Annotated in this window: 25 protein-coding genes and 1 riboswitch; of the genes, 8 read left to right on the top strand and 17 right to left on the bottom strand. The window is 68.9% G+C overall.

Annotated elements, in window-relative coordinates:
- Positions 1–19 precede the first annotated feature (19 nt).
- Together ACFOMP_RS16400 and ACFOMP_RS16395 are read right to left on the bottom strand one after the other, a co-directional pair.
- On the bottom strand, positions 20–664 hold the full coding sequence (locus ACFOMP_RS16400; RefSeq protein ID WP_289893614.1) for a GntR family transcriptional regulator: 645 nt from the start codon (positions 662–664) through the stop codon (positions 20–22).
- A gap of 46 nt (positions 665–710) precedes the next feature.
- Positions 711–1,394: a M48 family metallopeptidase gene (locus ACFOMP_RS16395; protein WP_379032472.1), complete on the bottom strand. Its 684-nt coding sequence runs from the start codon at positions 1,392–1,394 to the stop codon at positions 711–713.
- A gap of 149 nt (positions 1,395–1,543) precedes the next feature.
- Here ACFOMP_RS16395 and ACFOMP_RS16390 point away from each other — a divergent pair, with 149 nt between their 5' ends.
- On the top strand, positions 1,544–1,867 hold the full coding sequence (locus tag ACFOMP_RS16390) for an FYDLN acid domain-containing protein (RefSeq protein WP_289893616.1): 324 nt from the start codon (positions 1,544–1,546) through the stop codon (positions 1,865–1,867).
- A gap of 71 nt (positions 1,868–1,938) precedes the next feature.
- Positions 1,939–2,412, top strand: a complete 474-nt coding sequence (locus ACFOMP_RS16385; protein ID WP_379032469.1) for an NUDIX hydrolase — start codon at positions 1,939–1,941, stop codon at positions 2,410–2,412.
- Positions 2,413–2,415: 3 nt separating this feature from the next.
- On the opposite strand, the gene ACFOMP_RS16380 is transcribed toward ACFOMP_RS16385, so the two are convergent.
- Entirely contained in the window at positions 2,416–3,057 is a 642-nt protein-coding gene (locus tag ACFOMP_RS16380; RefSeq protein ID WP_379032467.1) for a TenA family protein, read from the bottom strand.
- Positions 3,058–3,135: 78 nt separating this feature from the next.
- A riboswitch (TPP riboswitch) is annotated at positions 3,136–3,251 on the bottom strand.
- Between the two features lie 181 nt (positions 3,252–3,432).
- On the opposite strand from ACFOMP_RS16380, the gene ACFOMP_RS16375 reads away from it, so the two are divergent.
- Entirely contained in the window at positions 3,433–4,626 is a 1,194-nt protein-coding gene (locus ACFOMP_RS16375) for an AI-2E family transporter (protein WP_289893619.1), read from the top strand.
- Positions 4,627–4,717: 91 nt separating this feature from the next.
- Here ACFOMP_RS16375 and ACFOMP_RS16370 read toward each other — a convergent pair whose 3' ends face one another.
- From ACFOMP_RS16370 to rpiA, 4 genes are all read right to left on the bottom strand, one after another.
- Positions 4,718–5,857, bottom strand: a complete 1,140-nt coding sequence (locus ACFOMP_RS16370) for an SPFH domain-containing protein (RefSeq protein ID WP_379032463.1) — start codon at positions 5,855–5,857, stop codon at positions 4,718–4,720.
- Positions 5,857–7,095 (bottom strand): FtsH protease activity modulator HflK, encoded by a 1,239-nt coding sequence (gene hflK, locus ACFOMP_RS16365; RefSeq protein ID WP_379032460.1) that lies wholly within the window; start codon positions 7,093–7,095, stop codon positions 5,857–5,859. Before hflK ends, ACFOMP_RS16370 begins: the two co-directional genes overlap by 1 nt.
- 66 nt (positions 7,096–7,161) lie before the next feature.
- Positions 7,162–8,562, bottom strand: a complete 1,401-nt coding sequence (gene gorA, locus ACFOMP_RS16360) for a glutathione-disulfide reductase (protein WP_289893622.1) — start codon at positions 8,560–8,562, stop codon at positions 7,162–7,164.
- On the bottom strand, positions 8,559–9,284 hold the full coding sequence (rpiA, locus tag ACFOMP_RS16355) for a ribose-5-phosphate isomerase RpiA (RefSeq protein ID WP_289893623.1): 726 nt from the start codon (positions 9,282–9,284) through the stop codon (positions 8,559–8,561). The genes gorA and rpiA overlap by 4 nt, the downstream gene beginning before the upstream one ends.
- A 167-nt stretch (positions 9,285–9,451) precedes the next feature.
- Between rpiA and ACFOMP_RS16350 the strand changes: the two genes are divergently transcribed.
- From ACFOMP_RS16350 to ACFOMP_RS16340, 3 genes are read left to right on the top strand one after another with little or no spacing between them, the layout of a single operon-like run.
- Positions 9,452–10,594 (top strand): bifunctional 2-C-methyl-D-erythritol 4-phosphate cytidylyltransferase/2-C-methyl-D-erythritol 2,4-cyclodiphosphate synthase, encoded by a 1,143-nt coding sequence (locus tag ACFOMP_RS16350; RefSeq protein WP_379032456.1) that lies wholly within the window; start codon positions 9,452–9,454, stop codon positions 10,592–10,594.
- 2 nt (positions 10,595–10,596) lie between these two features.
- Positions 10,597–11,097 carry a phosphatidylglycerophosphatase A family protein gene (locus ACFOMP_RS16345; RefSeq protein ID WP_379032453.1) on the top strand — a complete coding sequence of 167 codons (501 nt, stop codon included), beginning with the start codon at positions 10,597–10,599 and terminating at the stop codon, positions 11,095–11,097.
- Positions 11,094–11,561, top strand: a complete 468-nt coding sequence (locus tag ACFOMP_RS16340; protein ID WP_379032451.1) for a CinA family protein — start codon at positions 11,094–11,096, stop codon at positions 11,559–11,561. The genes ACFOMP_RS16345 and ACFOMP_RS16340 overlap by 4 nt, the downstream gene beginning before the upstream one ends.
- On the opposite strand, the gene ACFOMP_RS16335 is transcribed toward ACFOMP_RS16340, so the two are convergent.
- The 10 genes from ACFOMP_RS16335 to ACFOMP_RS16290 form a co-directional block, all read right to left on the bottom strand.
- Positions 11,558–12,601 carry a threonine aldolase family protein gene (locus ACFOMP_RS16335; RefSeq protein WP_379032448.1) on the bottom strand — a complete coding sequence of 348 codons (1,044 nt, stop codon included), beginning with the start codon at positions 12,599–12,601 and terminating at the stop codon, positions 11,558–11,560. The genes ACFOMP_RS16340 and ACFOMP_RS16335 overlap by 4 nt on opposite strands.
- Positions 12,598–13,038 carry a YcgN family cysteine cluster protein gene (locus ACFOMP_RS16330; RefSeq protein ID WP_019353490.1) on the bottom strand — a complete coding sequence of 147 codons (441 nt, stop codon included), beginning with the start codon at positions 13,036–13,038 and terminating at the stop codon, positions 12,598–12,600. The genes ACFOMP_RS16335 and ACFOMP_RS16330 overlap by 4 nt, the downstream gene beginning before the upstream one ends.
- Complete coding sequence (locus tag ACFOMP_RS16325; RefSeq protein WP_379032445.1) at positions 13,038–13,967, bottom strand: bifunctional riboflavin kinase/FAD synthetase; 930 nt, start codon at positions 13,965–13,967, stop codon at positions 13,038–13,040. Before ACFOMP_RS16325 ends, ACFOMP_RS16330 begins: the two co-directional genes overlap by 1 nt.
- Before the next feature lie 32 nt (positions 13,968–13,999).
- Positions 14,000–14,443 (bottom strand): MaoC family dehydratase, encoded by a 444-nt coding sequence (locus tag ACFOMP_RS16320; RefSeq protein WP_289894868.1) that lies wholly within the window; start codon positions 14,441–14,443, stop codon positions 14,000–14,002.
- Between the two features lie 106 nt (positions 14,444–14,549).
- Positions 14,550–15,419: a TIGR01459 family HAD-type hydrolase gene (locus tag ACFOMP_RS16315; RefSeq protein ID WP_379032442.1), complete on the bottom strand. Its 870-nt coding sequence runs from the start codon at positions 15,417–15,419 to the stop codon at positions 14,550–14,552.
- 16 nt (positions 15,420–15,435) lie between these two features.
- The gene (locus ACFOMP_RS16310; protein WP_289893629.1) at positions 15,436–16,356 is read right to left on the bottom strand and encodes a manganese-dependent inorganic pyrophosphatase; all 921 of its coding nucleotides are present in this window, start codon (positions 16,354–16,356) and stop codon (positions 15,436–15,438) included.
- 66 nt (positions 16,357–16,422) lie between these two features.
- Positions 16,423–17,064, bottom strand: a complete 642-nt coding sequence (locus ACFOMP_RS16305) for a DUF1345 domain-containing protein (protein WP_379032439.1) — start codon at positions 17,062–17,064, stop codon at positions 16,423–16,425.
- Positions 17,064–17,399, bottom strand: a complete 336-nt coding sequence (locus ACFOMP_RS16300; protein WP_289893631.1) for a nuclear transport factor 2 family protein — start codon at positions 17,397–17,399, stop codon at positions 17,064–17,066. Before ACFOMP_RS16300 ends, ACFOMP_RS16305 begins: the two co-directional genes overlap by 1 nt.
- The gene (locus ACFOMP_RS16295; protein ID WP_379032436.1) at positions 17,389–18,432 is read right to left on the bottom strand and encodes a TraB/GumN family protein; all 1,044 of its coding nucleotides are present in this window, start codon (positions 18,430–18,432) and stop codon (positions 17,389–17,391) included. The genes ACFOMP_RS16300 and ACFOMP_RS16295 overlap by 11 nt, the downstream gene beginning before the upstream one ends.
- Positions 18,433–18,492: 60 nt before the next feature.
- Positions 18,493–19,794 (bottom strand): glycosyltransferase, encoded by a 1,302-nt coding sequence (locus tag ACFOMP_RS16290; protein WP_379032522.1) that lies wholly within the window; start codon positions 19,792–19,794, stop codon positions 18,493–18,495.
- 190 nt (positions 19,795–19,984) lie between these two features.
- Here ACFOMP_RS16290 and groES point away from each other — a divergent pair, with 190 nt between their 5' ends.
- Both groES and groL read left to right on the top strand, forming a co-directional pair.
- Complete coding sequence (gene groES, locus ACFOMP_RS16285; protein WP_019353022.1) at positions 19,985–20,272, top strand: co-chaperone GroES; 288 nt, start codon at positions 19,985–19,987, stop codon at positions 20,270–20,272.
- Positions 20,273–20,310: 38 nt separating this feature from the next.
- Positions 20,311–21,948, top strand: coding sequence for a chaperonin GroEL (gene groL, locus ACFOMP_RS16280; RefSeq protein ID WP_289893634.1), 1,638 nt, complete (start codon positions 20,311–20,313; stop codon positions 21,946–21,948).
- The last annotated feature ends 85 nt before the right edge of the window (positions 21,949–22,033 follow it).

The raw sequence follows: 22,033 nt of genomic DNA, 5'->3' as shown, positions 1-22,033 counted from the left end.
GAAGATGCCGGGGGCCGGTTCAGGCGCTGCCCAGGTGGCGCAGGCCATGGGTCACGTCGGCCCGGACCGCCAGGCGCAGCCCCGGCTCGTCCCCGGCGCGCAGCGAGGCCAGGATCATCCGGTGATGGCGCGGCGGCTCGTTGCGCTTGACCCGGCCGTAGAGCGCCCGCATGGTCGGGCCGAGCTGCAGCCAGACCGTCTCGACGATGGCCAGCATCGCCGGCGCCTGGGCGCGCAGGTAGAGCAGCCGGTGGAATTCCAGATTGGTGCGGATATAGCCCACGGCGTCGTGGCTTTCGGCCGCCTCGCCGATGGCGGCGTTGATCACCGCCATGCGCTCGATCAGCGCCTGGTGGGCGCGCGGCAGGGCGCGGGCGGCCAGTTCCGGCTCGATCAGCCCGCGCAGGGCGGCCAGTTCCTCGATGCGCTCGATGGAGAGCTCCGGCGTGGTGATCCGCCCCGAGGAGGAGAGCGACAGCGCGCCTTCGGCCACCAGCCGCCGCACCGCCTCGCGCGCCGGGGTCATCGAGACGCGATGCTCGGCGGCGATGCCGCGCAGGGTCAGCGGCAGGCCGGGCGGCAATTCGCCCAGCATGATGCGCTGGCGCAGGTTGCGGTAAAGCCGCTCATGGGCCGAGGTTTCCGAGGAACGCGAAGCAGTCATGCGCCATGCTGTGATCACAAAACCGGCGGCCGTCAAGCCCTGCCCGTCAGAGGCGGAAGCGCCAGGCCAGCAGCTCGTGGCCATGCGCGCGCAGCCAGGCGCGATGGCGGTCGTAATCCGGCATCAGCCGCCCGGTCGCGGCCCAGAAGGCCGGCGAATGGTCCATATGGGCCAGATGCGCCACCTCATGCGCGGCGACGTAATCGAGCACCTCGGGCGGCGCCATGGCGAGGCGCCAGGAGAACATCAGCCGCCCGTCATGGGTGCAGCTGCCCCAGCGCGAGCGGGTGTCGCGCAGCGCCAGCGCCCGGAAGCCGCGCCCCAGCGCCGCCGCATGGCGGTCGCAGGCCGCGACCAGCCGGGCCTGGGCCAGGTGCTTCAGCCAGGCCTCGACCACCACGCCGGCCGGCCGGCCGAGCGGCACCAGCAGCGCCTCCTCGGTCAGCGCGACGCGCCGGGTCTCGGCCGGGGTGATGCGGCGCAGCCGACCCTCGACCGGCAGCAGCGCGCCGTGCTCGGCCCGCTGCAGCGCCGGCATCCCGGCCCGGGTGCGGCGCAGCCATCCCGCCCGCGACTCGGCAAAGGCGCGGCCGTCGGAAAGGCTGGCGCGGCTGGGCAGGGTCAGCACCACCTCGCCGCCCGCCCGCGCCACGCGCAGCGTCATGCGCCGCGCCCGGGCCGAGCGCCGCAGCGTCACCGGGATGTCGCCTCCGACCAGAATCCTGTCCATCTTGTCCCGCATCTTGCGACGGCCTGCCTGTTGCTCCATCTTTCCCCTGCACCGCCACCCGCCCGCAAGGGGAAAAGGCTTTGACAGCCCCGCCCGGCTATGGCAGGGGACAGCGGATTTACCTGAACGCGGCAGAAAAAGAGAATACCATGCCCAAAGAGGAATGGGGCACGAAACGCCTTTGCCCCCATTGCGCCACACGCTTCTACGACTTGAGAAACGACCCGATGACCTGCCCGGCCTGCGGCGCGGAATTCACCGTGGAAAGCCTGACCAACGGCCGGTCGCGCTCGCTGATCTCGGAAAAGACCGCGGCGCGGAACGAGGATCAGAACGAACTGGTCGATGACGACGATCTGGACGATGACGCCGATACCGGCGATCTGGACGATGATCTGCTGGACGATGACGACGATGACGGCGACGTGTCGCTGGACGATATCGCCGACGTGCCGGACAGCGACGAGGAATAATCCTCGCCAATGCGACAGCGGCCCCGGACGGCATCCGCCGGACCGGGGCTTTTCCTTGGCTCGGGGGCGCCATGCGGATCATCGACAGGCAGGCCATGCGTGCCATCCTGCTGACGCCCGATGACCGGGTGCTGCTGATGCGGGTGGATTACGGCAGCGGCGACTGGTGGATCACCCCCGGCGGCGGCACCGAGCCGGGTGAGACCGCCGAGGTGAGCTTGCGCCGCGAGCTGATGGAGGAGTTGGGCTTCGCCCTGCCCGCCCCCGGCCCGCTGGTCTGGCGCCGCCAGGTGACGATGACGCTGGGCCAGCGCCGCTGGCGGCAGTCCGAGGATTACTTCCTGATCGAGACCGCCGCCTTTCGCCCCGCCGTCCAGGCCGCGCCCGAGGCCGGCAGGATCCGCGAGTTCCGCTGGTGGCGCCTGTCCGAACTGCGGCACAGCGCCGAGCGCATCGCGCCGGCGGCGCTGCGGCGCATCGTGCTGGACTATCGGGAAAACGGGCCGCCGGCTGGCCCGCTTCCGGTCGAGATCGTCGGGGATTGACGGCTAGGGCTGATAGGCCGCGTCGAAGAACTCCACCTCCAGCCGCACCGCGCGGCGGAAGAAATCGCGGGCCTGCCCGGCCGCGGCGGGGTCGGTGCGATCCAGTTCGGCCTGCAGGAAAGCGACGAAATCCCGGAAGAAGGGATTATCGTGCAGGGTGATCCATTCGGCATGGACGAAGTTCTCGGGCAGCGGCTGCGGCGCCCGGCGCGCCCAGTCGAGATAGAGCCCCTCGGCCACCGCCAGCACCGCCAGCACGGCGGGATAGGCGCGCGTCGCCGCCGCCTCGCGCATCAGCGCCTGGAAACCGGCGGTGGGCGGCTTGTCGGGAATGGCGGCCCGCTGCGTCTCGCTGACGCCGAGCGCCGCGAAGGCGCGCAGGAAATAGTCGTTCTCCTCGCCCGAGACCATGCCGGCGAAGCGGCCGAAGCGCAGCCGCGATTCGAAACGGTCGGCCGAGGCGATGGCCGCACCCAGAAGCGTCAGGAAGGCGTCGAGGAAACGGTGGTCCTGAACCAGATAAGCCGCCATCGTCGCATCGGCGATGCTGCCGTCGCACAGGTCGGTCACGAAGCGGTGGCCGGTGGCCGCCGTCCAGTCGGCGGCGCATTCGCGGCGCAGGATTTCAGAGAAACGTTCGGACATGCTGTCCTCCTGTCATGGGGCGAGACCGGCTTTCCGTCATGGCCTCGCGGGTGAGGCCGGCCAGGGAGAGGCATGGGGCAGACAGGTCCATACCATCCCTTCGCCGGCATGATCCGGATCAGGTTCTAAGGGTCACCGCGCCGCTTGTGCCTGCAGTCTCTCAGCCCCTTGCCGGGACTCCCCTTGGTCGGGCGCGACCCTAGCCGCGCCGGCCGGCGCTGTCACGCCCCTGACATGCCCGTGGTCCACAGGATCGTGAGCGCGCCTTGCCGCGTCCGCCCGCCTTGCGCCGGCATTCCGGCTTGCAGCGGCGGGCGATCTGTTATCTCGTTGCAGCATGACGCGCCGGCCGGCGCCGAACCAGGACCGGAGACAATGACCACAGGCGATATGCCGGACCGACAACGCAGGACCGAATTCGCAGAGCAGCAGACGCAGCGCGGCGAACATGCCAGGCAGACCGGGTTGCGGCTGCATCGCCCGCCCCTGGTGACCAATATCTCGGCCGCGCGCTGGCTGCTGCTGGCCATCGTCGCGGCCTCGATCTATTTCTTCCACGGCTTCCTGGTGCCGGTGCTGGCGGCGATGGTGATCGCGCTGGCCAGTTGGCCGCTGCGCAACCGCGCCGCCTTCCGGTTGAACCTGGGCCGTACCGGAGCCGCGGCGCTGCTGGTGCTGGTGCTGGTCTGTTTCCTGGTGGTGCCGCTGACCCTGGCGCTGGTCTATGCCTTCCGCGAATTGCGGGACTGGATCAACTGGGCGATCCTGGTCAACAGCGCCGGGGCGCCCACGCCGGCCTGGATGGTCGATCTGCCGCAGATCGGCGACTGGCTGAACGAGAACTGGCAGACCTATATCGGCCGGCCCGGCGGGATCAGCGAGATCGTGCAACTGGTCAGCGGCTCGAATATCGGCGCGATCTATCGCGGCGCGGTGACGGCGGGCTCGCTGGCCTTCCATCTGGCGCTGACGCTGCTGTTCATGCTGATCACGCTGTTCGTGCTTTACCGCGACGGCGACCGGATCGTCGCGCAGGTGGACCGCGTCGGCCGACGCATCCTGCCGGACCGCTGGAGCCGGCTGTCGCGGGTGGTTCCGGCCACCATCAGCTCGACCGTGACCGGCATGACGCTGATCGCCATCGGCGAGGGGGTGGTGCTGGGTCTGGCCTATTGGCTGGCCGGCGTGCCCTCGCCGGTGACCTTCGGGGTCATCACTGGCTTCATGGCGCTGATCCCCGGCGGCGCGCCGCTCAGCTTCACGCTGGTTTCGATCTACCTGGCCGCCAGCGGCTCGCCGGTCGAGGGCGCGGCGCTGTTCATCTGGGGCACCTGCGAGCTGTTCGTCGTCGACAAGACCATCCGTCCGGTTCTGGTCGGCGGGCCGGTGAAACTGCCCTTCCTGCCGACCTTCTTCGGGCTGATCGGCGGGGTGAAGACCTTGGGCATCGTCGGCCTGTTCGTCGGACCGGTGCTGATGGCGCTGCTGGTCTCGATCTGGCGGGAATGGCAGCGCGAGATCGCCGAGGACGAGACGCGCCGCAACAGCCTGCTGGCCGAACCCGACTGAACCCGACTGAACCCGGTCCGGACCGTTGCGGCATGAAAAAGGCGGGGCGCCCAGAAGGCGCCCCGCCGTTTCTTTCGTCGTCGGCCGCGGTTCAGTCCGCCGGCGCCGGCGCCGGCGGCACCACCGATTCCTCTTGCGGTGGGCTCGCCAGGGTTTCGGGCAGCGGCGTCAGCGTCACCCCCGCATTCGAGCCGAGCGGCTGGCCCTCGCGATTGGTCTCGGTCGGCGCGGGCGTCTCGCCCGGCTGCAACGCGCCCTCGGTCTCGGCCGCAGGGTCCTCGGCCCCGGTCTCGGTCCCGGTCTCGGCCCCGGTCTCGGCTCCGGCCTTGGGGGCCGGCGCCGGCACCGGGTTGGCACGCTCGGACCCGTCATTGCGCAGATAGTCGAAGAACTCGCCTTGCGGCTGGATCACCAGCGAACTGTTCTCGCCCCGCAGCGCCCGTTCATAGGAGGTCATCGAGCGGGTGAAGGCGAAGAACTCGGGATCGCGGCCGAAGGCATCGGCATAGATGGCGTTGCGGCGGGCATCGGCCTCGCCCCGCACCACTTCGGCGCGCTTCCTTGCCTCCGAGGTCAGCTCGACCACGGTGCGGTCGGCGGCGGCCCGGACGCGCTGCGCGGCCTCGCCGCCGCGGGCGATCTCGTCGGCGGCCTCGCGCTCGCGTTCGGCCCGCATCCGCGCATAGGTCGCGGTCAGGTTCTGTTCGGGCAGATCGGTGCGGGTCAGGCGCAGGTCGATGACGCGGATGCCCAGATCCTTGGCATCCTCGCGCGCCAGGTCGCGGATGCGGTTCATCAGCGCCGTGCGGTCATCCGACAGCACCGTGGTCGAGGGCACCGAACCCAGCACCTGGCGGATGGCATTAGTCACGATCGGCTCAAGCCGGCTTTGCGCGAATTCGATGCCGCCGCCGCCGACGGCGCGGCGGAATTGCACCACATCGGTGATCTGCCAGCGCGCGAAGGCGTCCACCACCAGGCGGCGGTCGTCCAGCGGCGTGACCTCCATCGGCGGGGTCGGCAGGCCGAGGATGCGGGCGTCGTATTTCACCACATTGTCGAGGAAGGGCACCTTGACGCCAAGGCCCGGCTCCTCGCGCACCTCGACCACCTCGCCGAAGCGCAGCACCAGCGCCTTTTCGCGCACATCGACGATATAGAGCGCCGAGATCGCCAGCACGGCGACCACGACCAGGAAGGGCAGTGCCAGAAGCGAGATCGCACGGTTCATCACTGGTTCCCCCCGCTGGTATTGCCCGCATTGGCATTGCCCGAATTCCGGCTGCCCGCGGCGGGTGCTCCGCTGCGCAACTGATCCAGCGGCAGATAGGGCACAACGCCCTGCCCGGCCTCGCCGTCAAGGATGACCTTGTTCACCCCGCCAAGCACCTTTTCCATGGTTTCCAGATACATCCGGCGGCGTGTCACCTCCGGCGCCTTGATATATTCGTCATAGACCGAGTTGAAACGCGCGGCCTCGCCCTCGGCGGTGTTCACCGCCTCGGCGCGATAGGCTTCGGCGCGTTCGATCACCGCTGCCGCCTCACCGCGGGCGCTGGCCAGCACGCGGTTGGCATAGGCGTCGGCCTCCTTTTCCAGCCGGTCGCGTTCCTGCTGGGCGGCCTGCACCTCGCGGAAGCTGTCGATCACCTCGCGCGGCGGGTCGGCGCGGTCCAGGTTGACGCGCAGCACGTTGATCCCCGCCTCGTAATCGTTCAGCGTGTTCTGCACCGCCAGTTTCAGATCGTCGGCGATGGCGCCGCGGTCGCGGTTCAGGATCGGCGCCAGTTCCGAGCGGGCGACGATGTCGCGCATGGCGGATTCCGAGACGGCGCGGATGGTGCCTTCGGGATCGGCCAGGTTGAACAGGAATTTCTCGGGATCCGAGATGTTCCAGACCACCTGATAGGCCATGTCGACGATGTTCTGGTCACGGGTCAGCATCAGCCCCGAATCCATCGGCCCGGCGCGGCCGGTGCCGATCTCGGTGGTGCGCTCGCCCGAGACCTGCACCACCTCGGCGGTGACGAAGGGCCAGGGCGCGAAGTTCAGACCCGGATCGCCGGTGCCGACCGGCTTGCCGAACAGCAGCTCGACCGCGCGTTCCTCGGGCTTGACGGTGTAGAAGCTGGTGAAGGCCCAAAGCGCCACCGCCGCAAGCCCGACCAGCCCCCAGGTGCCGCGGCTCATCTGGAATTGCGGGCCCTGCGGGCGGCGCGGACCGTTGCCGCGACCACCGCCGCCGCCCTTGCCGCCCATCAGCACCCGCAGCCGATCCTGGCCCTTGCGCACCAGGTCCTCGATCTCGGGCATCTGGTCGCCGCGGCGCGGACCCTGCGGCCGGTCGTCGCGGCCGCCCTGATTGTTGCCCCCGGCACTTCCCCAGGGGCGTTGGCCCCCTTCCTGTGGCGGCTGCCTGCCGCCCTTGCCGTCATCTCCGCCGCCGCCCCAGGGGCCTTGTCCCGCCATCCGTCTCGTGCCTCGCTCTCTGCTTGTCTGTCGTCTCGTTGGAAACTGGTGCCTTCGGCCGGAAAATCAAGCCGATGCGTGCTGTTTGTCGGATTTGTCATCGCCCAGCCGGCGCGTGGGCTTGCGCATGGTGACCAGCTCCTCGGCCAGGGTCGGATGCACGGCGATGGCGGCGTCGAAATCCGCCTTGGTCGCCCCCATGCCCATGGGCACGGCGACCATCTGGATCATCTCGCCGGCCTCGGGGCCGAAGATGTGGCAGCCGAGCACCTTGTCGCTTTCCGCGTCCACGATCAGCTTCATCACCGCCCGCGCATCCGAGCCCGCGAAAAGCGAGCGCATGGGCCGGAAGCTGGCGGCATAGATGTCGACCGGGCCGCGCTTTTCCGCCTCGTCCTCGGTCAGGCCGATGCTGGCCAGCTCGTGCGGGCGGGTGTAGACGGCGCTGGCGACCAGCCCGTGATCGACCTTGCGGGGCTTCGCGCCGAAGACCGTGTCGGCGAAGCTGTGCCCCTCGCGGATCGCCACCGGCGTCAGGTTCACCCGATCGGTCACATCGCCCACGGCATAGATCGAGGGGACCGAGCTTTGCGACCATTCGTCCACCGCGATCTCGCCCTTGCGGCCCAGCCTGACGCCAAGCTCCTCAAGGCCCAGACCCTTAGTATAGGGCGCGCGGCCGGTGGCGAACATCACCGCGTCGAAGACCTCGGCGCCGCCGTCCTCGAAGCCGACGCGCAGGGCGCCCCCCTCGCGGTCCAGCCGCGCCGGGTTGCTGCCCAGCCGCACGTCGACGCCGATGGCGCGCAACTGCTCGGTGACATGGCGGCGCATCTCGCCGTCGAAGCCGCGCAGCACCGCGTCGCCGCGATAGGCCAGCACCGTCTCGCAGCCCAGGCCGCGCAGGATGGTGGCGAATTCGCAGGCGATGAAGCCGCCGCCCACCACCAGCACCCGGCCCGGCAGCGTCTCCAGCGTGAACAGGTCGTCCGAGATCAGCCCCAGCTCCTCGCCCGGGATGCCGGGCAGCGAGGGTCGGCCGCCGACCGCGATCAGGATATGCTTGGCGGTCAGCCGCTGGCCGTCGGCCAGTTCCACCGTATGCGCGTCATGGAGCCGGGCGCGTTGCTTGTGGATGTCCACATCCGCCGCCACCAGCCCGCCGGTATAGGCGCCTTCCAGCCGGGTCAGCTCGGCATCCAGCTTGTGGCGGAAGGCCTGCCAGTCGAACCGACCGGCATCGGCGCCCTGCCAGCCATAGCCGCGCGCCTCGGCGGCCTGGGCCTCGGCCTGGCTGGCGAAGATCATCAGTTTCTTCGGGACGCAGCCGCGGATGACGCAGGTGCCGCCCATGCGGCTTTCCTCGGCCAGGCCGACGCGGGCGCCGTATTCGCTGGCGGCGATGCGCGCCGCGCGCACCCCGCCCGAGCCGCCGCCGATGACGAAAAGGTCGTAGTCGAAAGTCATTCCATGTCCTCGCGCCGCAGTTCCACCACCGAGCCGTCCGGACAGCCGATGATCGCAAGCTGGCAGATATTCAGGAAAAGCCCATGTTCAACCATGCCGGCGATGGAAGACAGTTCCGCCGCCAGCGCCTCGGGGTCGGGGATGGCCTCCAGCGCCAGGTCCAGCACATAGTTCCCTTCGTCCGTCAGCAGCGGCTGGTCGTCGCGCTTGCGCAGCAGGATCGGGCGACGGCTCAGTTCCAGCCGGTCCAGCGCCCTCTGGATCAGCGTCCGGGTCGCCTGCCAGCCGAAGGGAATCACCTCGACCGGCAGGTGGAAGGCGCCCAGCCGGTCCACCACCTTGCCCTGGTCGGCGATCACCACCATGCGGTCCGAGGCGGTGGCGACGATCTTTTCGCGCAGATGCGCCGCGCCGCCGCCCTTGATCAGGTTCAGGTCCGGGTCCACCTCGTCGGCGCCGTCGATGGTCAGGTCCAGCCAGCCGATCTCGTCCAGTTCCTCGACATGCAGGCCCAGCGAGGCGGCAAGTTCGGCCGTGGCCTTCGAGGTCGCGGCGCAGCGCAGCGCGAAGCCCTCCTCCTTCACCCGTTGCGCCAGGCGGCGCACGAAGATTGCGGCGGTCGAGCCGGTGCCGAGGCCCAGGCGCATGCCCGGCTCGACCAGCGCCACGGCGGCGCGGGCGGCGGCGTCCTTGGAAAGATCGGTGACGGCGGGATCGGTCATGGCGATGGTCCTTGGCAGAATGTGCGTCTTGCCCGTCGCGGGCGGTCCGCGACCTTATACGCAGAAGCGGCGCAACAGACCATGGCCGCAAGCGTTTTTCGGCCGCGACGAAACCGGCCCGCAGCAGCGATTGCCTCGCCCGCCCGGCTGACCTAAAGCTGGCGGTCATGACGATACCGGACACATATGCCGCCATCATCACTGCCGCCGGCCGCGGTACCCGCGCCGGCGAGGGGCCGCCCAAGCAATGGCGTGCGCTGTCGGGCCGCTCGGTCGTGGCGCGCAGCATCGCGGCCTTCGCGGATTTCCCGCGCATCGTCGTGGTGCTGGCGCCCGAGGACATGGCGCGCGGCGTGGCGGAACTCTCCGGCCCGGTGACGCTGGTCGCCGGCGGTGCCACCCGCTCGGACAGCGTGCGCGCGGCGCTGGAAAGCCTGGAGGGCAGCGGCGTGACCCATGTGCTGATCCATGACGGCGCCCGGCCGCTGGTGTCGGATGCGGTGATCCGCGGCGTGGTCGCGGCGCTGGAGGCGGGCAGCCCCGCCGCCGCCCCCGCCCTGCCCGTCACCGATGCGTTGTGGCGGGCGGATGACGGCCGCGTGACCGGCACTGCCAGCCGCGACGGGCTGATGCGCGCCCAGACGCCGCAGGGCTTTGCCCTGGACGCGATCCTGGCCGCGCATCGCGCGTTCCCCAAGGGCGCGGCCGATGACGTGGAACTGGCGATCCGCGCCGGCCTGCCGGTCGCGGTGACGCCGGGCGACGAGGACAATCTGAAACTGACCTATGGCGCCGACTTCAAACGCGCGCGCCGCATCCTGGAGGGCGCGATGGACATTCGCCTTGGCAATGGTTTCGACGTGCATGCCTTTACCGAAGGCGACCATGTTTGGCTTTGCGGCGTGAAGATCCCGCATGACAAGGCGCTGCTGGGCCATTCCGACGCCGATGTCGGCATGCATGCGCTGACCGACGCCATCTATGGCGCGCTGGCGCAGGGCGATATCGGCCGGCATTTCCCGCCCTCGGACCCGCAATGGAAGGGGGCGGAAAGCCACATCTTCCTGCGCCATGCCGCGGCACTGGCGCGGCAGATGGGCTATGAGCTTTCCAATGCCGACGTGACGCTGATCTGCGAACGGCCCAAGGTCGGCCCGCATGCCGGCGCCATGGCGCTGCGCCTGTCCGAGATCGTCGGCGTCGAGCCCGACCGGGTCAGCGTCAAGGCCACCACCTCGGAACGGCTGGGCTTCACCGGCCGCGAGGAAGGCATCGCCGCCATCGCCACCGCGACGCTGATCCGGGGGTGAGAATGGAGCGGATGATCGCCAGCTTCTTCGGCATCGGCCATCTGCGCCCCGCGCCGGGCACCTGGGGCTCGGCCGCCGCCGTGGTGCTGGGGGTCGCGGCCTATGAAGGGCTCAGCCCCTGGCTGGTGCCGGCGGGCGTGGTGCTGGCGGTGCTGCTGGGATTCTGGGCGGTGCCGCGGGTGCTGGAGGGCAGCGCCGACAAGGATCCGTCCTGGATCGTCATCGACGAGGTGGCCGGGCAATGGCTGGCCATGAGCTTCACGGTGATCCCGCTGGCGCGGCACGGCGTCTCGATCCTGGAGGCCTGGCCGGGTTTCGTCGCGCCCTTCCTGCTGTTCCGGCTGTTCGACATCTGGAAGCCCTGGCTGGTGGGCCGGGCCGACCGGCGCGGCGGCGCGGCGGGGGTGATGCTGGACGATCTCTGGGCCGGGTTGTTCGCCGGGCTGGTCTCGGTCATGCTGGCCGGGCTTTACCATGCGGTGCTGGAGCCGATGCTGCCGTGACCGATCCCGCCGAAGTTCTCGATCTCGCCCGCCGTCGCGGGGTGATGATTGCGACCGCCGAAAGCTGCACCGGCGGGCTGATCGCCGGGCGGCTGACCGATGTGCCCGGCTCCTCGGACGCGGTCGACAGGGGCTTCGTCACCTATTCCAACGCCGCCAAGATCGAGATGCTGGGCATCCGCCCCGAGACGCTGGAGACGCATGGCGCCGTCAGCGAGGAGATCGCCGCCGAGATGGCCCGGGGCGCGCTGGCCCGCTCGCAGGCCGGCATCGCCGTGGCGGTGACCGGGATCGCCGGGCCGGGCGGGTCGGAACACAAGCCCGAGGGCCGGGTCTGCTTCGGCCTTGCCGATGCGGCCGGAGTTCGGACGGAAACGGTCGAGTTCGGCCCGCGCGGCCGCGCCGCGGTGCGCGCCGCCACCGTCGAGCACGCGCTGGCGCTGCTGAAGGCGGCGCTGCTCTAGGCCAGCGCCCGCAGCGCCGCGGTCACGTCGTCCAGCCGGGTGTCCCAGCCGCAGACCAGCCGGATCGACACCGGCTCCTCGTCCTTGGCATCCTGGGTATGCGGCCAGAGGTGATAGCAGATGCCGCTGGCGCCGGCCCGGCGATGCAATGCGCGCGGGATGGTGGCAAAGACCGTGTTCGATTCGACGCGCTGGTCGATGCGCACCCCCGGCAGGCGCGCCAGACCCAGCGCCAGCTCATGTGCCATGGCGTTGGCGTGGCGCGCCAGCTGCAGCCACAGCTCGCCCTCGAGCCAGGCCAGCACCTGCGCGGCCAGATAGCGGTGCTTCGAGACCAGCGCCCCGGCGCGCTTGCGGCGGAACTCGAATTCCTCGGACAGCGCCGGGTCGAAGATCACCACCGCCTCGACGCCCATGCAGCCGTTCTTGGTGCCGCCCAGCGACAGGATGTCCACCCCCGCCCGCCAGGTCAGGTCGGCGGGCGAGACATCGAGGCTGGCCAGCGCATTGGCGAAGCGCGCGCCGTCCATATGCACGCCCAGCCCCTGCGCGCGGGCCAGCGCGGCCAGCGCCGCGACCTCGTCCGGGCCATAGACCGTGCCCCATTCCGTGGCGTTGGTCAGGGTCAGCGCCGCGTTCCGCCCGGCATGGACCGCGTCGCGGCCATGGACATGCAGCGCCTCGGCCAGCGTCTCGGGGGTGATCCTGCCGCCGGTGCCCGGCACCGGGATCAGCTTGGCGCCGCCGCTGAAGAATTCCGGCGCCCCGGCCTCGCTGGTCTGCACATGCGCATCGGAATGGCAGAAGACCTTGCCCCAGCCGGGCGAAAGCAGCGACAGCGCCAGCGCATTGGCCGCGGTGCCGGTGGCCACGAAATGCACCGCCGCCTCGGGCGCGTCGAACAATTCGCGCACCCGGTCCTGCGCCGCCCGGGTGATGCGGTCCGTGCCATAGGATGGCACATGGCCTTCATTCGCGGCCGCCAGCGCCGCCATGATGCGGGGATGCACGCCGCCGGCGTTGTCCGAGGCAAAATTCATGAAAGATCCTCGATGATATGTTCGTCCCAATCGTCCTCGGTCACCGTAAGCTCGCTGACGGTCCAGCCGCGCACCGAGGCGCCGGCGCGGTGCACCGATTCGCGATCCCCTGAAATCAGGTAGTGCCAGTCGTAAAGCGGCTTGCCCTCGGCGCGCAACCTGTAGGCGCAGGTCGAGGGCAGCCACCAGGCGATCTCCTTGAGCTTGCCGGGCGTCAGGACCACGCAATCGGGAACGAAATCATGGCGATTGGCATAGCTTGAACATTGGCAGCTATGCCCGTCCAGCAACCGGCAGGCGACCCGGGTGAAGGCCAGTTCGCCGGTATCCTCGTATTCGATCTTGTTGAGGCAGCATTTGCCGCAGCCGTCGCACAGCGCCTCCCATTCCTGCTGGTCCAGGCTGGCCGGCGGCAATTCCCAGAACCGGGCGCGCATCAGCGGGTCGCCAGGATCTCGCGCGCCCGGACGCTGTCGCGGTCCATCTGCGCGATCAGCGCCGGCAGGCCGTCGAACTTCGCCTCGGGGCGCAGGTATTCGACCAGCGCCACCGACAGGTGCTGGCCATAAAGGTCGGCTGCGAAATCGAAGATATGCACCTCCAGATTGGGCCGGTTCTCGCCGAACATCGGCCGCACGCCGATGCTGGCCACACCCTTGTAGCTGCCGCGATCCGGCCCGGTCAGCACGTCGACCAGCACCGCATAGATGCCGAGCGCCGGCAGGTGCAGCCCGTCCACCGCCATGTTCGCGGTCGGATAGCCCAGGTCGCGGCCGCGCTTGTCGCCATGCAGCACCTCGCCGTCGATGCGGTGCCAATGGCCCAGCATGCGCTCGGCCTCGCGGGTGCGGCCCTCGGCCAGCGCCATGCGGATCGCGGTCGAGCTGTATTGCACCGCGCCATTGCCGACCAGCGGCGCCACGGTGACGCCGAAGCCCAGCTCGCGCCCCAGCCGCGCCAGAACCTGCGCATTGCCGGAGCGCTTGCGGCCGAAGCAGAAATCCGCGCCCACGGTGATGTGGCGCACCCCCAGCCCATCGACCAGCACCTCGCGCGCAAAGCCCTCGGGCGACAGTCCGGCCAGCACCGCGTCGAAAGGCAGTTCGTAAAGATGCTCGACGCCCAGCCGCGCCAGCCGGTTCGCCCGCGATTCCGCGTTCATCAGCCGGAAGGCGGGCGAGTCGGGGGCGAAAAATTCGCGCGGATGCGGCTCGAAGGTGATGACGCCCAGGGGCGCGTCGCAGGCGGCGCGGGCGGCGTCGATCACCGAGCGATGGCCAAGATGGACGCCGTCGAAATTGCCCATGGCGACGGTGGCCCCGCGGGCATCAAGCGGCAGAGCTTTCCAGTCGTGATGGATGCGCAATCGGGCCCCCGCCGGGCCGGAGCCGGCCCTGTCTAGTCGAATTTGCGGCTCGGCGCCAGGACGACGGCCTCACCTTTCAGGACGACCGTATCACCGACAAGGCAGCGGGTTGCAAGGGTCACGCGGCGCTTGGTATGGTCGATGGTCTCGACCGTGACCTCGGCGCGCACCAGATCGCCCGGCCGCACCGGGGCCATGAATTTCAGCGTCTGGCCCAGATAGACCGTGCCGTGGCCGGGCAGCTGTTCGCCGATCACCGCCGAGATCAGTCCGGCGGTCAGCATGCCATGGGCGATGCGGCCCTCGAAGATGGTGTCCTGCGCATAGGCCTCGTCCAGATGCACCGGATTGCGGTCGGTCGAGACCTTGGCGAACATCTCGATATCCTCGTCGGTCACTACCTTCTGCAGGTAGCGCATCATTCCGACCTCGAGATCCTCGATGACGATCGTGCCGCGCGGAAGGTTGTCCAGCATCATTCAATGCTCCCGATGAGTGGCTCCATGCTGCATAGCAGCAAAGAATCGGTCGCGCAACAAAATAACACCACACCCACCCAAAAGGACGGATTGTTGCCCGGGTTCAGCGCAGCCGGCCGATGCCATAGGCCGGGTTCTGGGCCCGCAGCGCCAGCCACTCGGCCAGTCGGGCCGGATCCGGGTTCTCGACATCCGGACCGAACTGGTCGAAGCCGAGCCCGCCGGTGACGAACAACGCATCCAGCCCCTCGCCCGCGGCGCCGGCGATATCGGTGGCGATGCCGTCGCCGATGGCCAGGATCCGGGCCTTGTCGTCCAGCCCCAGCCGGCGCCGCGCCAGGTCGTAGATCGGCGGATGCGGCTTGCCGAAGTAAAGCGAGGTGCCGCCCAGATCCTCGTAAAGCTCGGCCAGCGCGCCGGCGCAGTAGACCCGCTGCTCGCCCAGGTCGACCACCACGTCGGGATTGGCGCAAAGCAGTTTCAGCCCGCGTTCGCGCGCCAGCATCAGCCGGCCGCGGTAATCCTCGGGCACCTCGGTCAGGTCGTCGAAAAGGCCGCAGCAGACGATGCCCTCGGCCTCCTCCAGAGGCACGCGGGTGATCGACGGGGCATCGCGCCACTCTCCGGGGATGTCGGTGAAGAAGCCCTCGTCCTTGTGCTGGGCGACGGCCCAGACCCGGCGGCCGACCGCACCGGCGAACATCGCGTCCTGGGCCGCGTCGCCCGAGCTGACGATGACGTCCCAGGCGTCGCGCGGCACGCCCATGCGGTCAAGCTGGGCGGCCACGTATTGCTGCGGGCGCGGCGCGTTGGTCATCAGCACCACGCGCCCGCCGCCGGTCCGGAACGCCTGCAGGGCGGCGACGGCGGCGGCATAGGGCGCCTTGCCGTTGTGCAGGCACCCCCAGAGGTCGCAGAACAGGACGTCGTAATTGGTGCCGATCTCGTCGAGCGAGCGGATAATCTGCGTCATCTGGGGGCCTTCCGTCTCAGATCGCCAAAGCGGGGATGATCTGCTTCTTGCGCGACATGATGCCGGGCAGCACGACCGTATCACCCGAGACGGTGGTGTTGAAGCTCTTCTCGGCCACCTGCCTGACGAAGTCGTTCGGCACCAGCAGCGTGGCTTCTTCGTTCAGGATGTCGACGATGAACAGCAGCACCTCGTCGGCGCCGTCGGCGGCGGCGACGGCCGGCATGGCGGCGATCAGCGCCGCCTTGCGGTCCAGCAGCACCTGCGGCGCCGTGGTCTCCAGCACCGAGACGCGCAGCTGCTTGCCGCCCAGTTCGTATTCCTTGCTGTCCATGCGCAAGAGCGCCTCGTCGGCAAAGGCCGACACGTCCGATTTGGCCGCGAACATCTCGGCCGCGTATCCGGGGATCGAGACGCCCAGGTCCTTGGCCAGCTTCTCGGCCACGAAACGGTCATGCGGGGTGGTGGTCGGGCTGCGGAATTCCAGCGTGTCCGACAGGATGCAGGTCAGCATCGCGCCCTTGACGGCGCGGGGGGCGCGGGCCAGGTCCTCGTCGCCGATCAGGTCATGCATGATCGTCGCGGTGCAGGCCAGCGGACGGATGGTGATGTTGATCGGCAGGCGGGTCTTGATGCCGCCGGCCAGCAGGTGGTGGTCGATGATCTCGATCACCTCGGCCTCGGCCAGCGAGGCGGGCAGCTCGGCGGGGTTGTTGGTATCCACGATCACGCATTGCTCGCCCGGTGCCACATCGGCGATGATCTCGGGCTTGTCGAGGCCCCATTTCGCCAGCATCCAGGCGGCCTCGGTGTTCGGCTCGCCCTGCAGCACGGCCTGGGCCGGGGTCTTGCGCACTTCGGACAGATACCAGGCCCAGATGATGGGCGAGCCGGTCGAATCGGTGTCGGGGGCCTTGTGGCCGAAAACCTTGATCATGGGGATCCCCTGAAGCTTGGGCGGAAAAGTCGCGCGCCTTATATGGCCCGGGCCGGGGATTGTCTATCAACCCAGCGCCATGCCGGCATTCAGCGCCAGCGCCAGAAGCACGGTGTTGTAGTAGAACGAGAAGGCCGAATGCAGCAGCGTCAGCCGCCGCACCCGCGTGTCGAGCGCCGGCACGTCGGCGGTCTGGGCCGCCATGCCCAGCGTGAAGCTGTAATAGAGGAAATCCCAGATCTGCGCGTCCTCGTCGGCGCCCAGGCCGGGAAAGCCCAGGTTGCGCGTCTCGCGGCCGTCGGGGCGGCGCGCATACCACAGGCTCGCGTAATGGAAGGCCATGACGGTATGGATCATCACCCAGCCCAGCGGCACCGAGACCAGCGCCATGACCGGCCGCAGCCAGAAGCCGGAATGCGGGTCGCGGATGGTCAGCAGGATGGCGACCAGGCTGATCGCCACCGAGCCGATGGCGATGGGCACGATCACGCTGATGCCCTCGTCCTCCAGATCGGCGCGGCCGCGCATCATGTCGGCGGTCATGCCCCGCATCAGCGCCGCCGTCAGCAGCAGGTAGCCCAGGCAAAAGCTGACCGAGAACAGTAGCAGCCGGTCCACCGCCTGCATGCGCCAGGCGCCCAGGCCGACCGCCAGCCCCAGCCCGAAGCTCAGCAGGAAGCGCAGGTGCCGGCGCAGGTCGGCCAACATCAGACCGGGGTCTGCTGATGCTGGACGATGCGCCAGTCCCCGTCGCGGCGGATCCAGGTGGTGGTGCAGAGCGCGCGATAGGTCTCGGCCGCGGCACGGCGGGCGGTGACGCGATAGGCGAGTACGCAAAGCTCGTCGGTCTCGATGCTGGCGCGGTCGGTCATGGTGATCTCCTGCCAGCGCGGGGTCGAGGACAGGCTCTCGACCACCCGGCGCCGGGTCAGGATGCCCGTGGGCGCAAAGGCCATCAGGCAGGCCTCGTCGAGCTTGCGCGTGGCCTCGGCCACCCCCGTCAGCCAGAATTCGCGTTCCTCGCGCCAAAGCTCATCCGCCATCGCCTATCCCCTCCACCGTGACCGGGCTGATGGTCCAGCCCCTGTTTTCCAGCAGGCGCAGCACGCCATGCTCGCCCGGCAGGTGCAGCGCGCCGAAGCCGGCGACGACGCCCTTGCCCTGCGCGGCCGCCTTTGCCGCCGCCTGCTCAATGGGTTCGATCCAGCTTTCGTTCCGCTGGTCCATCAGCTTTTCCTGCGCCAGCCGCATCTGCTCGTCCACCTCGTCACGCGAAAGGCCGGATTTGTCATAGGCGTCGAAGCGGCCGAATTCCCAGATCATCCAGCTGTCGCCCGAGAAATAGGCGTCGGTCAGCGTCACCGTGTAATCGTCGGCATATTCCGCCGCCGGCATGGCGGCGCGGATCATGTCCTCTTCCTCTTTCGCGGTCATGCCCTCGAAAAGCGTGAAGACGGTGTCCCAAGGCTCCAGCGCTTGCACCGGCACCTCGGCCGCCCGGGCGCGGTCGATCAGCAGATGGTCCAGCCCGCCGGTATCGCCCCGGGTCTCGACGATGCGCATCATGCAGGGCGAGATGCCCAGCATGACCGCCACGTACCAGGGGCGCAGCCGACTGGCGATCACCGCCGGCAGCCCCCGCTGTTCCAGCGCCGCCGAGAGCGATTTCCATTCGGCGTCGGATAGCCGCTCGGGCAGGGTCGGCCCTTGCGGGTTCACGATCAGCGTCGGATCGGCGGTCATGGCTTCGGCCAGCTTCGCCTCCTCCTCGGGGCCGGCCTCGACCAGCAGCGCGGCGGCGCGGTCGATCTCGGGGCCGAAGCGGGTCATCGCCAGGTCGTGGCGCGGATCGGCGAAATGATAGGTGCCCAGCAGCGTCACCCGCTGTCCCGCCTTTTCCGCCCGCCAGAACAGGCCCTGGTGATAGGGCACGCCGCTGGTGGCGGCGCGCAGTTCGGCCAGGCGCTCGGGCGCCATGGTATCGAACAGGTTGCGGCCGACGCATTCCTGCGCCCCGGCCGGCAGGGCCAGGGTGGCGGCGGCGAAAAGGGCGGTCAGGGTCGGCTTCAGGCGCATTTTCGGTTCCGGCATGGTCATCGGCGCCCAGCATGGCACGGGCGCCGGCGCGGTGCCAGCCTAGCGCGGCAGCCGCAGGTCCTGGGGCGGCGGCGCCCCGGCCAGCACGGCCCGCCAGATCCGCTCGACCTGCGCGGCCTTGGCAGGCCAGGTGAAATCGCGCATGACCCGCGCCTGCGCCGCCGCGGCCATGGCGGGCAAGGCTTCGGGCGCGGCCGCGATGGCCTGCAGCCGCTCGCGCAGCCCCGCCACCAGCTCGGCGCGGCTGCCCATCGGGATGCGGAAGCCGGTGGCATCGTCCACCAGCTCGCCCGGCCCGGCATAATCCGCGACCACCGGCACCACGCCAAGCGCCATGGCCTCCAGCACCACGCCGCCGCCGAATTCCCGCACCGAGGGAAAGACCAGCAGCTGCGTCCGCGCCGCAACGCCCTGCACCTGCTCGTGCGGCAGCCAGCCGTGAAAAGTCACCGCCTGCCCCAGGCCCTCGCGCGCCACCATCTCGCGCAGGCCGTCGCCCTGCGGCCCGTCGCCGATGATGTCGAGCGTCATCTGCCCGGCGCGCAGCAGCGGCAGCGCCGCCTCGATCGCCATGTCGGCGCCCTTGTAAGGCACCAGCCGGCCGATGAAGCAGCCGCGCAACGGCAGGGTGCCGGGTTGCGGCGCGGTCAGGCTGAAGCGCGACGGGTCGATGGCGTTCTCGGGCAGCCAGACGGTCTTGTCGCGGTACCGCGCCGGGATCTCGCCCAGCGTGTGCATCGAGCCGCAGATGATCGCCGTGGCGTGACGCAGCATCGCCCCCCTGCCCGGCAGCGCCTTGTAGGCGCCGCGGATATAGGAGAGCCATTCCTTCTCCCGCCGCCTTTCGCTGTCGAACCCTTTGGGCCAGGGGACGCCGCCATTCAACGGTCCCAGCAGGAAGGGCACCCCGGCGCGGGCGCAAAGCGGCGCCATGCGGCTGTTGGCGGTGGGGGTCAGCGGCGTCACCCGATGCACCAGGTCGTATTTTCCGGCGCGGATCTGGTCGCCGAAGGCGCGCCAGACCAGCCGCTCGAAATAGCCGTAGCCTAGGGTCGAGATCGCGGTCTTCATGGTCCAGCCGACGCCCTTGCCCATGCTGAGCCGCTCGGCCAGCCGCCACATCGGTGCGGCCAGCTTTTCGCTGTCGATGGCGGTGAAGTCGCGCCCCTCGACCAGGCCGGCGCGCAGGATCGCCTCGCGGTTGCGGACCTGGGTGACGATATGCACGTCGGCGACGGTGCGCAGCGCATGGGCCAGCGCCCAGCCGACCAGCGGCACCGAGACCCATTCCGGGTTCGCCGCCTCGGCGATCACCAGAACTCTGAGCCGCCTGTCCAAGATGCTATCCCCCGCCGCTTGCCTTGAACCGGCGTAGCCGCGGTGCAGAAACCCCGTCAAGCGGATTTCGCGCGGTTTTTTCTTGGCCATGCCCGTTGACAGGTTCGGAGGCCGCGCCTAGATGGGCGACATTGGCACTCACCATGACAGAGTGCCAACAATGCATAACAACCTGTAACACCGGAGTGTTCACATGGCTTTCAAACCGCTGCACGACCGCGTTCTGGTCCGTCGCGTCCAGTCGGACGAGAAAACCAAGGGCGGCCTGATCATCCCCGATAGCGCCAAGGAAAAACCCGCCGAGGGCGAGATCATCGCCGTTGGCGAAGGCGCGCGCAAGGATTCGGGCGAACTGATCGCGCCCGCGGTCAAGGCCGGCGATCGCGTGCTGTTCGGCAAGTGGTCGGGCACCGAAGTCACCGTCGACGGCGAAGAGCTGCTGATCATGAAGGAAAGCGACATCCTGGGCATCATCGCCTGATCGTCCCCTTCCGATAACCCATTCAAGGAGCAGAGCAAATGGCTGCGAAAGAAGTCAAGTTCAACAGCGACGCCCGCGACCGCATGCTGAAGGGCGTGAACATCCTGGCCGATGCGGTCAAGGTGACGCTGGGCCCGAAAGGCCGCAACGTGGTGATCGACAAGTCCTTCGGCGCGCCGCGCATCACCAAGGACGGCGTCTCGGTCGCCAAAGAGATCGAACTGGCCGACAAGTTCGAGAACATGGGCGCCCAGATGGTCCGCGAAGTCGCTTCGCGCACCAATGACGAGGCCGGCGACGGCACCACCACCGCCACCGTGCTGGCCCAGGCCATCATCAAGGAAGGCCTGAAGTCGGTTGCGGCCGGCCTGAACCCGATGGACCTGAAGCGCGGCATCGATCTGGCCACCACCAAAGTGGTCGAAGCCATCAAACTGGCGTCGCGTCCGGTCAATGACAGCGCCGAAGTCGCCCAGGTCGGCACCATCTCGGCCAACGGCGAAGCCTTCATCGGCCAGCAGATCGCCGAAGCCATGCAGCGCGTCGGCAACGAAGGTGTGATCACCGTCGAAGAAAACAAGGGCATGGAGACCGAAGTCGAAGTCGTCGAAGGCATGCAGTTCGACCGCGGCTACCTGTCGCCCTATTTCGTCACCAATGCCGACAAGATGATTGCCGAGCTGGAAGACGCCTACATCCTGCTGCACGAGAAGAAGCTCTCGTCGCTGCAGCCGATGGTGCCGCTGCTGGAAGCCGTGATCCAGTCGCAAAAGCCGCTGATCATCGTCGCCGAAGACGTCGAAGGCGAGGCTCTGGCCACGCTGGTCGTCAACAAGCTGCGCGGCGGCCTGAAGATCGCTGCCGTCAAGGCTCCGGGCTTCGGCGATCGCCGCAAGGCCATGCTGCAGGACATCGCGATCCTGACCGGCGGTCAGGTCATCTCGGAAGACCTGGGCATGAAGCTGGAAAACGTCACCATCGACATGCTCGGCCGGGCGAAGAAAGTCTCGATCAACAAGGACAACACCACCATCGTCGACGGTGCTGGTGAGAAAGCCGAGATCGAAGCCCGCGTCGCCCAGATCCGCCAGCAGATCGAGGAAACCACCTCGGACTACGACCGCGAGAAGCTGCAGGAACGCGTCGCCAAACTGGCCGGTGGCGTTGCCGTCATCCGCGTCGGCGGCATGACCGAAATCGAAGTCAAAGAGCGCAAGGATCGCGTTGACGATGCACTGAACGCGACCCGTGCGGCCGTTCAGGAAGGCGTTGTCGTCGGTGGCGGCGTGGCCCTGGTTCAGGGCGGCAAGGCTCTGGAAGGCCTGACCGGCGCGAACTCGGATCAGGACGCCGGCATCGCCATCGTCCGCCGCGCGCTGGAAGCTCCGATGCGCCAGATCGCCGAGAACGCTGGCGTTGACGGCGCTGTCGTGGCCGGCAAGGTCCGCGAATCGTCGGACAAGGCCTTCGGCTTCAACGCCCAGACCGAAGAATATGGCGACATGTTCAAGTTCGGCGTGATCGACCCGGCGAAAGTCGTGCGCACCGCGCTGGAAGACGCCGCCTCGGTCGCCGGTCTGCTGATCACCACCGAAGCGATGATCGCCGAAAAGCCCGAGCCGAAAGCTCCGGCCGGCGGCATGCCCGACATGGGCGGCATGGGCGGCATGATGTAATCAGCCGCGCCTGTCGCGAAGATTGGGCCGTCCCGAAAGGGGCGGCCTTTTTCAAGCATCATGGCAAGAAAGAAGCCCGGCCGGT

The organism is Paracoccus simplex (assembly GCF_042648325.1).
GTDB lineage: Bacteria > Pseudomonadota > Alphaproteobacteria > Rhodobacterales > Rhodobacteraceae > Paracoccus > Paracoccus simplex.
Note: the sequence above shows the minus strand (reverse complement) of the source record. Positions and strands in the feature narration are given on the sequence as shown.

Excerpts from the sequence above, each read along its gene's own strand:
- ACFOMP_RS16400 (WP_289893614.1), bottom strand. The coding sequence starts at position 664 with ATGACTGCTTCGCGTTCCTCGGAAACCTCGGCCCATGAGCGGCTTTAC.
- ACFOMP_RS16395 (WP_379032472.1), bottom strand. The coding sequence starts at position 1,394 with ATGGACAGGATTCTGGTCGGAGGCGACATCCCGGTGACGCTGCGGCGC.
- ACFOMP_RS16390 (WP_289893616.1), top strand. The coding sequence starts at position 1,544 with ATGCCCAAAGAGGAATGGGGCACGAAACGCCTTTGCCCCCATTGCGCC.
- ACFOMP_RS16385 (WP_379032469.1), top strand. The coding sequence starts at position 1,939 with ATGCGGATCATCGACAGGCAGGCCATGCGTGCCATCCTGCTGACGCCC.
- ACFOMP_RS16380 (WP_379032467.1), bottom strand. The coding sequence starts at position 3,057 with ATGTCCGAACGTTTCTCTGAAATCCTGCGCCGCGAATGCGCCGCCGAC.
- ACFOMP_RS16375 (WP_289893619.1), top strand. The coding sequence starts at position 3,433 with ATGACCACAGGCGATATGCCGGACCGACAACGCAGGACCGAATTCGCA.
- ACFOMP_RS16370 (WP_379032463.1), bottom strand. The coding sequence starts at position 5,857 with ATGAACCGTGCGATCTCGCTTCTGGCACTGCCCTTCCTGGTCGTGGTC.
- hflK (WP_379032460.1), bottom strand. The coding sequence starts at position 7,095 with ATGGCGGGACAAGGCCCCTGGGGCGGCGGCGGAGATGACGGCAAGGGC.
- gorA (WP_289893622.1), bottom strand. The coding sequence starts at position 8,562 with ATGACTTTCGACTACGACCTTTTCGTCATCGGCGGCGGCTCGGGCGGG.
- rpiA (WP_289893623.1), bottom strand. The coding sequence starts at position 9,284 with ATGACCGATCCCGCCGTCACCGATCTTTCCAAGGACGCCGCCGCCCGC.
- ACFOMP_RS16350 (WP_379032456.1), top strand. The coding sequence starts at position 9,452 with ATGACGATACCGGACACATATGCCGCCATCATCACTGCCGCCGGCCGC.
- ACFOMP_RS16345 (WP_379032453.1), top strand. The coding sequence starts at position 10,597 with ATGGAGCGGATGATCGCCAGCTTCTTCGGCATCGGCCATCTGCGCCCC.
- ACFOMP_RS16335 (WP_379032448.1), bottom strand. The coding sequence starts at position 12,601 with ATGAATTTTGCCTCGGACAACGCCGGCGGCGTGCATCCCCGCATCATG.
- ACFOMP_RS16330 (WP_019353490.1), bottom strand. The coding sequence starts at position 13,038 with ATGCGCGCCCGGTTCTGGGAATTGCCGCCGGCCAGCCTGGACCAGCAG.
- ACFOMP_RS16320 (WP_289894868.1), bottom strand. The coding sequence starts at position 14,443 with ATGCTGGACAACCTTCCGCGCGGCACGATCGTCATCGAGGATCTCGAG.
- ACFOMP_RS16315 (WP_379032442.1), bottom strand. The coding sequence starts at position 15,419 with ATGACGCAGATTATCCGCTCGCTCGACGAGATCGGCACCAATTACGAC.
- ACFOMP_RS16310 (WP_289893629.1), bottom strand. The coding sequence starts at position 16,356 with ATGATCAAGGTTTTCGGCCACAAGGCCCCCGACACCGATTCGACCGGC.
- ACFOMP_RS16305 (WP_379032439.1), bottom strand. The coding sequence starts at position 17,064 with ATGTTGGCCGACCTGCGCCGGCACCTGCGCTTCCTGCTGAGCTTCGGG.
- ACFOMP_RS16300 (WP_289893631.1), bottom strand. The coding sequence starts at position 17,399 with ATGGCGGATGAGCTTTGGCGCGAGGAACGCGAATTCTGGCTGACGGGG.
- ACFOMP_RS16295 (WP_379032436.1), bottom strand. The coding sequence starts at position 18,432 with ATGCGCCTGAAGCCGACCCTGACCGCCCTTTTCGCCGCCGCCACCCTG.
- groES (WP_019353022.1), top strand. The coding sequence starts at position 19,985 with ATGGCTTTCAAACCGCTGCACGACCGCGTTCTGGTCCGTCGCGTCCAG.
- groL (WP_289893634.1), top strand. The coding sequence starts at position 20,311 with ATGGCTGCGAAAGAAGTCAAGTTCAACAGCGACGCCCGCGACCGCATG.